The organism is Bacteroides mucinivorans (assembly GCF_034654355.2).
Lineage (GTDB): Bacteria > Bacteroidota > Bacteroidia > Bacteroidales > Bacteroidaceae > Bacteroides > Bacteroides nordii.
Genome location: NZ_CP178179.1, coordinates 5,320,172 through 5,332,425, shown reverse-complemented (window position 1 = coordinate 5,332,425; position 12,254 = coordinate 5,320,172). Strand labels below are relative to the sequence as shown.

Below are 12,254 nucleotides of genomic sequence, written 5' to 3'. Positions count from 1 at the left end.
TTGTTAATTCCAGTGAGTTTCACCATTGTTTTTGTCATGGGCATCTTTACGTATCCTGTCTATCTTTTTTTGTATCCTCTTTTTTTCTTTAGCAGGAGCCGTTTTCATCTTCTCTTGTAACTCCTTAATACGTTTTTCTGCTTTCTTTAATGCTCTTCCACCATCACCATGTGGCATTCCTTTCGTAAACTTTTTCCCGGATCTTATACCAAAAGTACTGGTAGGCGAACCACCTGGAAAAATAGCCTCTTTAGCCATTTCTATACCTGCTTTCCTTATAAAACGTCCCGTTAATAAATCGTATATAGTATTGGTTTGTTCTATCCTTCCGGAAGCGGGAAGTCCATATTGGGTCCAGGCATTTCCTTAGTTTACATTTGTAGCTCTAACAGATATTCCTATAACATTAATTTCGCCATTAATGATTTTACTATAGTTAAAATAAAATGTCTCATTCTCGTCATTAAAAGTCAGTCTGTCTGTGAACTCTGCATCTGTGAGATGATCCCAGGATGAGAAATTGAATGAATTAGAATAATATTGTAGCATGTTTACAAGAGGCGAAAATAAAGAATTCCAAAACCGCTCTATTTCTACCGGGTCGCTTGTACTATGGATCAATCCTGCTTATAGGATTCCCACCATAATATACGTATGGACTAAGGTTGTAATAATTCTCAGCATGTGGATCCACTGACGTGAAACTCATAATCGCCGGATACATGCCACGTGCCACATAATCGTATGTATCATATCCATGCATTTCAATGAACTCTTTACCGTTATATTTACGGTTTTGAACGTCTCTTCCTGTTCCTTCTGCCCAAGGCTGACCGCTTGGGCAGTACTGACTTCATATCTCTCTTTATTTGATCTTTGTGAACTTATATAAATTAAGCTCATCTGGATCTCCAATATATCGAAACAGATACCAAGGAGAAGCATATCCAAATAATCTTTCTCCTGAAATGTAGAAAATTATTAAAAACGTTCCCTGCTTTTCAATTCTTATATTATATTTATCATATTCTAAATCATCCTTTTCTCTTAAAATCCATTTTCCTTCATAATTGAGTGGCTTTTTTTCTGAAAATATATTAATATAGTTATCGCGTATGTTTTTACACACACAAGTACTATCACTTCTTAATATGATTTCTCCTCCATCTTCAGAAACCCATGTTCCAATAAAATCCTGAAATGTGGGTTTAGGGTTATTACATCCATTAAGTAGGAAAAATAAACTAATGAAAAACAGATTAAATAAACTTTTTATCTTCATTTCTTACTTTGATTTTGTGAACTTATATAAATTAAGCTCATCTGGATCTCCGATATATTGAAATAAGAACCAAGGAGGGGTATTGTCCAATAGTCCTCCTCCTGATATATATAGGGTCATATATGGAGTCTCTTTTTGTCTGATATCTATGTAATATCCGTTATATCCTAAATCGTCTTTTTTCAAATACCATTTTCCTGTATTATTAAGAGAATCTTTATCTATGGATATCTCTATATATTCAATAGGAATATTTTTATATATACATGTACTGTCTTTTTGTAATGTAATTTCGGCTCCATCTTCAGAAACCCATGTTCCAATAAAATCTTGAAATGTGGGCTTAGGGTTACTGCATCCATTGAGTAGGAAGAATAAACTTATAGAAATAATATTAAATAGTTTTTTTTGTTTCATATTATTTTGATTTAAATATTTCAGTTCAAATAAAAGCTTGGTTTGTTTTGGGCATAGCCCCATCATTCATTTATATTTATTACATACGTGTCATAATCGGAATTACAGTCGAAATTATGTTTTAAAGTAAGAGTTAAACTATCACCATTAAAACAATAACTGACTAAAATTTTGTACTTTTCAAAAGTACCAAGAATAATTTCTTTTTTAGTTGTATTATTTTGCTTCCGAACTTGGATGCAATCATTATTTGTGACTCCTCCTCCTATATAATAGAAATTAATGGTCTCAATATAATCATACTCTGTTTTTCCGGAATGGTTATTTTCTGTATATCCTCGATATTCTTGTGATAGGAGGATAGGTTTGGCTTCCAATAAATGGAAGGAGTTTAAAAAATACACGAAAGCAATTATAACACCAAGGGTAGCCGAAATTATGGCTATCAAAATAGCATATTTACGATAAGAATATCTCATTCTATTTCTTTTATTTTAGTTTTGTAAACTTATATAGATTAAGCTCATCCGGATCTCCGATATATTGGAATAAATACCATGGAGAAGCATATCCAAATAATCTTTCTCCTGAAATGTAGAAGATTATTAAAAATGTTCCCTGTTTTTCGATTCTTATATTATATTTATCATATTCTAAATCATCCTTTTCTCTCAAAATCCACTTCCCTTCATAGTTGAGTGGTTTGTCATCTGAAATAATGTCAATATAAGTATCATGTATATTTTTTAACACGCAGGTACTATCGCTTCTTAATATGATCTCTCCTCCGTCTTCAGAAACCCATGTTCCAATAAAATCTTGAAATGTAGGTTTAGGGCTATTGCATCCGTTAAAAAGGAAGCATAAACATACAAATGCCAGATTGAATAAACTTTTTTCTTCATTTCTTATTTTGATTTTGTAAACTTATATAAATTAAGCTCATCTGGATCACCGATATAATCAAATAAATACCATGGAGGTCTGTTGTCTAATAGTCCTTCCCCAGAAATGAATAACGAGAAATAAATTACTCCTTTTAGATAAATAGCTATATTATATTGATCATATCCATTACTGTCTTTAGTTCGGATTCGCCACTGCCCTTCACCAGATAATGATACTTTTCCTTCTGAAAATGGATTGATCTGTTTCGCATATATTCCTTTGACGATACATGTACTATCTTCTTTAAATATGATCTCTCCTCCATCTTCTGAGACCCATGTTCCAATAAAATCTTGAGATGTAGGTTTCGAGTTATTGCATCTGTTAAAAAGGAAAAATAAACTTATAAGAAACAGATTCTGCAAACTTTTTTTCTTCATACTATATTTGACTTGATGCTTCAGTATAACTTTCCATTATGATTGTTAAAGTTTAAATTATCTTTTTCATAAGTATTTTAAAGATAATCTCAAACCAATTTTCCTTCTTTCACACTCCTTTCTAAATCTCTGAGAGTTATTTTTTTCTTGACTTTTTTCTTTTGTTTTAGAATTAAGTTTAATACTTTTAGAAGTATACGATCTCCTTCAGGATAGAAATACTCTTCGAATTTAAATTCGGTAATGCTTACATTGAATTTCTTGCTAAATAAGTAGATAAATTCGTAAGCATCATCTCCGTTGAGTTTCAAATCTTTTACGAGATCTGTTTCAGGAGTATATTCGTCATCCCACCGTTCTTCTTTGACAAACTGAATAATTTGTCTCCAAATATCATCTTTGTTCATTATTTTTTTTATTAAATTGTTTGTAATCATTATTTTCAAATCAAGTATTTGCTCTAAACTCCTTTTCTAAATTAAATGATGCGGTAGTAATAGCTATTCTCAATCTAAATAAGGAACAAATTTATTACAATTCTATTGAAGCTAATTATATTTATCACAGTCGAGATTACAATCGAAATTCTGCTTTAAAATAAGTGTTAAACCATCATTCATCTTCATAATTGTAGATTAATACTGTTCTGATTTTTTTTCTCCATACCCAGATCATTAATCCTAAATAATCAAAAGTATACACTTTCTGATTTTGTCCTCTATCTCTGTTTATTGGAACGTATATGATGTCTTCATCGCTAGGTTGCTGATAATCTATTAATATCAAGAATTCCTCATAAAACATATTTATCAAATTTTTGCCTTTCCAATAACATTCTTTATCACATTTAATTGTTTCAATTTTACCATTTTTAACCCATATATAAAAATTGACATTATCGAAAAAATAAGAATCATGATCTATTTTAGAATGATCATAAAATTCCACATGATGGGGCAAATGCAAATAATTAGTAATATCATCTCCAAGAATAAAATTCTCATATGATTTGTTGGGTATTAAGCCTGTTTTTTCCATATTATTCTTTATGTTTTGTTTATTTATTCCAATGGGTTTCACCTTTATCTTTTCTTTGGGCATCTTCTCTAATATTATCTATCTTTTTTTGAATTTCTTTTCTTTCTTTAGCAGGAGCCGTTTTCATCTTCTCTTGTAACTCCTTAATACGTTTTTCTGCTTTCTTTAATGCTCTTCCACCATCACCATGTGGCATTCCTTTCGTAGACTTTTTCCCGGATCTTATACCAAAAGTACTAGTAGGCGAACCACCTGGAAAAATAGCCTCTTTAGCCATTTCTATACCTGCTTTCCTTATAAAACGTCCTGTTAATAAATCGTATACAGTATTGGTTTGTTCTATCCTTCCGGAAGCGGGAAGTCCATATTGGGTCCAGGCATTTCCTTGGTTTACATTTGTAGCTCTAATAGATATTCCTATAACATTAATTTCGCCATTAATGATTTTACTATAGCTAAAATAAAATGTCTCATTCTCGTCATTAAAAGTCAGTCTGTCTGTGAACTCTGCATCTGTAAGATGATCCCAGGATGAAAAATTGAATGAATTAGAATAATATTGTAGCATGTTTACAAGAGGCGAAAATAGAGAATTCCAGAACCGTTCTATTTCCACCGGATCGCTTGTACTCCAATAGTCCATTCCGTACGGGTCGATTCTGCTTATGGGATTTCCTCCACAATATACATATGGACTAAGGTGGTAATAATTCTCAGCATGTGGATCTACTGAGGTGAAACTCATAATCGCCGGATACATACCACGAGCCACATAATCGTATGTATCATATCCATGCATTTCAATGAACTCTTTACCGTTATATTTACGGTTTTGAACGTCTCTTCCTGTTCCTTCTGCCCAAGGCAGACCGCTCGGGTAGTACTGAATACGTTGTACAGTGGTAGCCGGGACTATCGTCCCTCTATAGTCTTTGTATGCGGCACGCCATACTTCCCGGTTATTACCTAAATGATCTTTACGATAATAATGGTAATCGGGCAGAAGAGAAGTTGAGTTAATCCTTGTAGCATATCCTTCAGGATTGAACACTTTTCCCAGCATATATACTCCCGGGTCACAGCCATTAAAGTCGTATTCTATATTATCAACGTAAAATGTGCCGGTTTCGTCTATTACATCCAGATCATATTCCCATTTACGGGTTTCTCCGATAGGTACAACTACCGGAGTAGCAAGCGTGAAGTTTCGGGTACTTAATCTCCTGCCGGAAGCATCATACGAGCTGATTATCTGATTACCATTTTTAAATTGGACCGTGTCAGGCAAGTTTAGTATATTATAGCGAACGGTAACGATGTTACGATCCAGGTCTTTCACCATGTTTCCATTGGCATCATAAGCGAATTCTTCAGTTTCGTTTGCCTTATCCTGATACTCTTTTTGATTGTACAGGTTACCGGAACCCCAGCCATCTGTGACTTTCTTTAGTTGATTACCATGATAGGATAATGTCAGCAGGTCGATAACATCGTCTTCGCCAAATCTCGTTACCTCTTTTATATTTCCATGTTTATCGTATTTGAATGACTCAGATAATTGTCCGGCATCCATAAATAGTCCATCCAGATAACAATAGTTTGATGTTAGTCGGTTCAGTGCATCATAAAAATAGATATAACCATTTTTCTTTCCGTTGTAAGTCCATGTGTTGCTGGATATATTTCCGTTATAACAAGGCTTTGCCAGTTCCGAACTATAAACAGGTTGATTGTAATAAATATTCTCCTCAAATGAACCGCTTCTTATTTGGGTTATCCAGTTCCGTATATTGTATTTGTAACAAACTGTGTCTGTCCGATTATGTCTGTATGTTGTTTGTAGTCGTCCTAATTCGTCGTATTCATTTTCGGACAAAGTGATGGCAGGATTACCATTTAGCCGGTAGCTTGTAGTGAGACGTCTCTCTGCCTGGTCATATGTATATGAATAAAGTTCGGACACATTGCCGTATCTGTTGCCGGAAATGGAACTCTCTTTAAGCACATTTATAGGTTTCCCTCTGAAATCTACTCTGTGGTATGCCGTTGTATACCCGCCCAAATGATTGCTTTGGCGAGTCTGTATGATGTTGTCTTTTTCATCATAATAGAATGCCTGAATAGTATATTTTCCACTTCCATCCAATAGATAAGTGCGTGTGCCTGTAAGAAGGCCTTTGGCGTTCGGTTTTGAACCGGAAGAAGAACTGTTTGATGTGAATGCTGTTCCGTAACCTTCTTTCTGTTTGTAAGATAATGAATCTCTTTGTGCAGGCGGTAGCAGTTCCAGAAAACGATAGTCATCATAGTAATTCACAGTTAGCATCTTGTCGGATTGCAGGTTGAAAGGAGTATTTGAATATCCCATCGCATTAGTTGTGATAAATGAATCGGTAACCGGTGAGTTTCCAAATTCCATAATAGCTTCTTCCAAGCTCATTTCGGCTTCATATTGTCCCATATAAATCAGTCTGCCGAAAATGTCATAATTGCTTGCTGTCCACAAATGCTTTTTCCGTTGGTTACCATCCTGGCTGAAAACCAATTGCCCGGCTTTATCGTATACCGTGTATATCGGTTCGCATCCGGGTAAGCGTTTGTATATGCAATTCCCTAAGTCGTCATATTTATAAATGAATGCGTATTGTTTTAACAATACATGGTCATCACTGACTTCACCTGCATTCAGTACATCCGAAATCATAGGAGGAAGTATGTAGCACGGCTGTCCCAATGAATTATAAACGTGATAGGTATTCACATCCCCTCCGGATGTCTGCAGGATGATGCGTCCGTTTTTATCTTTGAATATTTGGGATTCTTTTCCATCTTCATCGGTTGTGAGAAAACATTCGAGTGTTTTTGGAGGATAGTATCCGGCATTTTCAAGACGGTTTTGTGCATTCACTATATATTTTCTGACTTGGTTCGCGGTGTTGGCTGTATGTTTCAGTTTGCTGTGGTGCTTGTCCATATCGTCACCGGGTACCTGTATCCCTTCCAGATAATCATATCTGTAACGGGAGGAATAAAGGTTTTCCTTATAGGGCCGTCCATCCTGATAATAGGCTTTTGACAGTGTGGCAAAGTTTCCGGGTTTGATATATTCCTGGCTGTTTTCAACAGGAGTCGGCAGCCATTCTTTTGATACCCGTCCGCAATAATCATAGTCGATGTTGGTAACTAAATCTTTACCGGATGGCGTATGATTTTTCTGAACTTGTTGCACAGGGCGTCCCATGCCGTCGAAATATTGAATAGACACCTGTTCTGTTGTGCCCTCTGCATTCATTTTTGTATGTATGGAGATGTAGTTTTGATTACCACCGGATTGTGCATGTACGATAAATAGTGGTAATAAAAAAATTCCTGATAATAAGATGCTTGTTTTCATAAATATTCGCCGATATAATGAACTTGAATGGTCTGAAGCAGTCGATTATTAAGATCCCGTATGTTCTTGAGATTTCCGAAAGAGTCATATTCGTAAGATGTTTTGATACCTCTGGGGTCTGTGATGGAGGTTACTCCTACCAATAATTTGAAGGTCATTGTGGTTACCTGGCTATTTATAAGTACGTTTCTTAGATTATTTACCACATTCATATTAGGGGTATACGAATTGTATAATTGATTCACCATATAATCGCCACCTAAACTTTGCACTACGTTGGCAAATGTGGCATTTCTGATTTCTGCTACGGGATGTGTACCGTTGTAGGCCCAGAGGTAGACGGTGGATATACCTGAGGTCTCATCTGTAACCTGAACCAGCCTGTCACGATCATATTGGTAACTTTCCGTAAGGACGTTGGTCAATTGGTATAATGCCGGATTCTGGTTTTCGGTTATAAATTGCCAATTACCTAACTTATAGGAGGAGGCAAGAGGAAGATTGCCCGGATTTAATTTTGCTATGTATTTGGCTGTAAGTTGGCTTTTATCGTTATATTCGTTTCGGTATGCATCCGTAATCCTCCCTTGTTTTATAGAAATACAGGTATGTATTTTGTTTTTTCGGGTATATGTATAATATTGGGTAACTGTGTCTCCTTGTGAATCTATTGTAGAATATGATAAAGGAGCGTTTGCCATTATATTAGTACTGTATAATTTGTCTGCATAAGTATATTTTTGATAATTACTAGTAATATCTCCTGTTGCTTTTATTTCATTAATATGTTTATTGTAAGGAATAACTCTGTATTTGACAATTCCATAATCTTTATACATGTGAATTTTTCCGTATTCAGGACATTTAGAACTTACAAATTTCTGTTCGGTATAGTCTCCGACTATAAATAATGAACCCGTAATTACAGAAGTCTTTTCTTTCTCTTGTATATCATATGAATATTCTGTTACTTTTTTTTCATCTGTGTGTTCCGTTTTTCTTTTTAGATATCCTCTTTTATATCTTTTGGAAGTAAGTTTGAGCATGTCGGCTCTGACATAAGGCCCATATTGTGTCTCATCAATATCTGCACAGTCTAAATGATCTGCAGATGTTACATATTCATATATAATTTCATGTCTGTCGGCTCTTGCCGGATCTAAGGCATTTAGGTGTCCGTTCCGAATGATATTTTCTGTAACTTTAGAATATTCGATGTGGCTTCCTCCGTTTAGTGTGGTGGGGATACCATGTGAACTTAAACTTATTATGGAAGTTTCAGCTTCACACCATAGGCGGCAGAGTGAATTACCATTAAAGTCTAATGGTTGTTCTGGCTGATAAGCTTTGCTAATAATAGAACCATATCTGGGCATATATGTCAGTACTCCGCTACTGGGGGATGTCGGATCTCTACCATCTTCCGAATAATTATATAGTCGGACGATTGTATCATTGCCTGATATATTTTTAATTATTTTTATTCTACATCCTCCTGTTGGATATGTATCTGCTGCAATAGGAGTACGGAGAGTGAAATACTTAATATCTATTTTCCCACAATCAGTACAGTCGGGACCATCGAAAATATCATAAAAAATACCACATAAATCAGGTCTGTGCCCAGACCATTCTGTTCCTGGATTTTTTAGCTTAAATGTATATCTGCCACTTTGGGAAACAAATATTGGAATAGTACGGTTAAAGTTGTTTTTATTTATGCGGATGATTTGTCTGTTGTTATCCGGAAAGGTTATCTCCAGATATGGTAAATGGGTTGAATTATATATTGTATCATTAGACAACCATCCTTCAATACAGGTGTTATAACTTGCTGGATCTTCGTCTCCTAGTATGTTTGCTGGATAATATTGTGTGAAATCTATATATATAGATTGAGGAGTACCTATGTTGCAAGATGTTTCCAATATATAGTTGCTCTTTTTTCCTCTTAGCGTAAGATGGTGTGCAATAGTGTCACGATAGTTTTCTAATGTTTCAAAGAAAGAGTTATCTGATGCATCTGTTTGCTGGGCGGCTAATCCCAATTTAGAGAAAGTATTGGGCTCCCACAAAAGCTCTGTTTTTCCTCCTGTTGGATAAGTTATGCTTTGTAACATACCGATTGTCGCACCATCGGGAAATGAATGTCTACTTGATTCACCATAATAATAGCGTTTACTAAAGTAATTTACATGAGAAGGATATAAGCCACCATTGGGTACCCAATATCCCCAATGATCTCTTTCCCGAATGTTTTTATTGAATAGTTCATCTGTTGTATATGCTAATTTATAAGTTTGGATGATAGAAGTGTCTTCTCCTATAATTTGTAAACTGTCTAATTTTGTACGGTAACTGCCGTCATCAGTATTGAAACAGGAACGATAAAAGTTAATTGTTTTATAAATACTATTTTCGTCTAATTTATTGGGTATATAGATAATCTTTTTTAGTTGCGAGTGGCAACTATCCCCTTCGTATTCAAAACGAATCAAGCTGTTTTTGGTAACAATGGAACTTAGTAATACTTTGTCGGAAATTTTAGTAGGAAATGGAATTGTGGAAACTTTTCTGATCCACTCATAGACTTCATTACAATCTTCGTTAAAATGCATTTTTTGGAATTCAGAATCTATTATTGGATAATCTGTAATAGTACATTCAATGTTCTCCAAAGTACGATAATAGAATTCTATAACATTTTTTGCCGGAGTCGTGATGGAAGTTAGCCACCAGGCAGAAGGACAACGAAATGATTCTCTCCGATTAGTGCTTGGCTGAATAGAAGTATATTGAAAAGTTGATATCTCTCTCTTTGTAAATCTATAAACATATCCGTTAGCATCCGAAATACTAAAATCACCATTTGATGAACGCTCAATCGAAATATTATAATCACTTTGAATGATATAATCTTTATTTTCATCAATGACGAATACTCCCGATATTCCCATGAAATTGAAACTATATGTATCTTGTGCTGTATCAAAATGACCTTGGTCATACTGTTCGCCATAAATACTACTCATGTAACCGATTTTACAATAACTTCCATCTGAACGATATTGATCGGCAGGGTTATAATTAAATTCTCTTTCCTTAATCAGTTCTACAAAACTTTTTCTATCATCAGTGCCCGGGATATATGGAAAAAGGGGAGTGTTGAGTTTGTCATAACCTACTATTTTGTTAGTCTGGTCATACATTTCATCCGGCAATCCACAAATATTTCTGGAAATGGCTCCACCAACGCTAAGATTCCATCCTAAACCTATTGGTCCGTCTTCTTCCATTACTTTGATTCCGCCTCCGAAATAGTTTATTTTTATAGGGATGGTAATATCATATTCTGAAATATCCAATAATGGTATGTCAATATTTACTCTTCCTGTATAAAGGTCGGTTGGTATTTCTCCAAACTTTTCCAATGTTTGCGCTTCGGCTGACGGTCTGGTGATAACCGGAATAGGCTCACTTTGTGCTGACAAGAAGAGAGAAATACAAGATAAAATTCCTACCAACACAATCTTCTGTTTTAATAAAGCCACTATCTTTTTCATAGTATTATCCTTTTATTATTTTTTCACTGAATACTTTTTCATTCACACAGATTTGCAGGATATACTCTCCTTTGGGATATTTATCCATATCGATGTAATGTTGATATACTCCTCCGGGGTAATTTTTTACGGTATAATGAGTAAGCTGTTGGCCTGCTATGTTGTACAATCTATAAGAAATAGCTGCATAGTCAGAGAGATAGAATTCAAAAGTTAATTCTGTTTGCACAGGGGTGGGATAGACATTGTATGAAAAGTCTAAAGGTAAGTCGTTTGAGTTGTCTTGACTTTTATGATCGTCTTTCTCATTCTTATGGACGGTATCTGCCAGTATTTTTTTCTGTAAATCCAGATTGGCGGTATCACTTTGCAGATACATGTGTTTGCCCGGTGGGTAGAAGAATGCCGTAGAAAAATATGCTGTTTTTAAACTATCAGACAGATGGCCGGTACGTATTGTTTCGAAGATGGGATAGCGATATCCTGAAGCGTACCATTGATAGGTTTCTACAATAATGGTACGTTCGTTCTGTCTTATAATATTGTCGATGGAATCTTCCGGCAGAATCCGGTAAGTCGGGGTATTCATGTTTTCGGATAGAACCTTTAGGGGAGAAATCGTTTCACTGATTAATTTGGTCATTTTTATCCGTAGCACGTGCTTTAGAGTATCTTTTCCGGGTAAGATAATCATTCCATATGCATCGGCTTCGGTCGTATTTCGTCCCACCGTAGAGATGTGTAACCGTCCGCAATATTTCCCTTCTCCCTGATAATAGCCTTGAACTTTGTCTCCATAATGCATGGGAAGCTGCAAAAGAAGTTCAGGTTTAGAGTTTTCGATTTGAGTAGTTGAATTTTCAAATCCCCATAACCATACCGAATCCTTTTGCCAATCATAATAATAGCGGGTATGGTGTTCTCGCCCTACAATCATAGAATCAACCCCTTTTCGGGCGGAATAAATGAGCGTATACTTCTTGTTTATCGGAGATAATTTTCCGAAATCCCAAAGTACATCTTTGCCTGACCGGCCAGGAGCCTTATATTCTATTTGCTGTTTGACAATGGTGTCATTGACTCTGAATTTATTAAGTTCAGAAGTGAGACTGCATTGAGAATATAAATCGATCATTCTCCAAAGGCATAAAAAGAACAGTAAACTGTGTTTCATAGGATATTGTTATAAAGGTTATTTGTGTGCTGTTACGATGGGGGAGGAAGGGACCGAA

The 12,254-nt window shown here is 35.3% G+C and carries 11 protein-coding genes and 1 pseudogene; all 12 read right to left on the bottom strand.

Annotated elements, in window-relative coordinates:
* Positions 1-3: 3 nt before the first annotated feature.
* Positions 4-258, bottom strand: coding sequence for a hypothetical protein (locus VCM39_RS20245; protein ID WP_223381764.1), 255 nt, complete (start codon positions 256-258; stop codon positions 4-6).
* Between the two features lie 352 nt (positions 259-610).
* A pseudogene (locus VCM39_RS20240) lies at positions 611-781 on the bottom strand (hypothetical protein); the annotation flags it as partial.
* Between the two features lie 84 nt (positions 782-865).
* Complete coding sequence (locus VCM39_RS20235; RefSeq protein ID WP_025868329.1) at positions 866-1,282, bottom strand: hypothetical protein; 417 nt, start codon at positions 1,280-1,282, stop codon at positions 866-868.
* Positions 1,283-1,285: 3 nt separating this feature from the next.
* Positions 1,286-1,699 (bottom strand): hypothetical protein, encoded by a 414-nt coding sequence (locus tag VCM39_RS20230; RefSeq protein WP_007483576.1) that lies wholly within the window; start codon positions 1,697-1,699, stop codon positions 1,286-1,288.
* 62 nt (positions 1,700-1,761) lie between these two features.
* Positions 1,762-2,178 carry a hypothetical protein gene (locus VCM39_RS20225; protein WP_025868330.1) on the bottom strand — a complete coding sequence of 139 codons (417 nt, stop codon included), beginning with the start codon at positions 2,176-2,178 and terminating at the stop codon, positions 1,762-1,764.
* Positions 2,179-2,188: 10 nt separating this feature from the next.
* Entirely contained in the window at positions 2,189-2,581 is a 393-nt protein-coding gene (locus VCM39_RS20220) for a hypothetical protein (protein ID WP_044158618.1), read from the bottom strand.
* A gap of 26 nt (positions 2,582-2,607) precedes the next feature.
* Positions 2,608-3,027, bottom strand: coding sequence for a hypothetical protein (locus VCM39_RS20215; RefSeq protein WP_025868332.1), 420 nt, complete (start codon positions 3,025-3,027; stop codon positions 2,608-2,610).
* 89 nt (positions 3,028-3,116) lie between these two features.
* On the bottom strand, positions 3,117-3,434 hold the full coding sequence (locus VCM39_RS20210) for a DUF1493 family protein (RefSeq protein ID WP_223381766.1): 318 nt from the start codon (positions 3,432-3,434) through the stop codon (positions 3,117-3,119).
* 205 nt (positions 3,435-3,639) lie between these two features.
* Positions 3,640-4,128 (bottom strand): hypothetical protein, encoded by a 489-nt coding sequence (locus tag VCM39_RS20205; protein ID WP_229127753.1) that lies wholly within the window; start codon positions 4,126-4,128, stop codon positions 3,640-3,642.
* Entirely contained in the window at positions 4,085-7,459 is a 3,375-nt protein-coding gene (locus tag VCM39_RS20200) for a DUF6443 domain-containing protein (RefSeq protein ID WP_322933189.1), read from the bottom strand. Before VCM39_RS20200 ends, VCM39_RS20205 begins: the two co-directional genes overlap by 44 nt.
* Positions 7,456-11,022 carry an RHS repeat protein gene (locus tag VCM39_RS20195; protein WP_195349719.1) on the bottom strand — a complete coding sequence of 1,189 codons (3,567 nt, stop codon included), beginning with the start codon at positions 11,020-11,022 and terminating at the stop codon, positions 7,456-7,458. Before VCM39_RS20195 ends, VCM39_RS20200 begins: the two co-directional genes overlap by 4 nt.
* Positions 11,023-11,026: 4 nt before the next feature.
* Positions 11,027-12,196 (bottom strand): T9SS type A sorting domain-containing protein, encoded by a 1,170-nt coding sequence (locus VCM39_RS20190; protein WP_002558892.1) that lies wholly within the window; start codon positions 12,194-12,196, stop codon positions 11,027-11,029.
* Between the last annotated feature and the right edge of the window lie 58 nt (positions 12,197-12,254).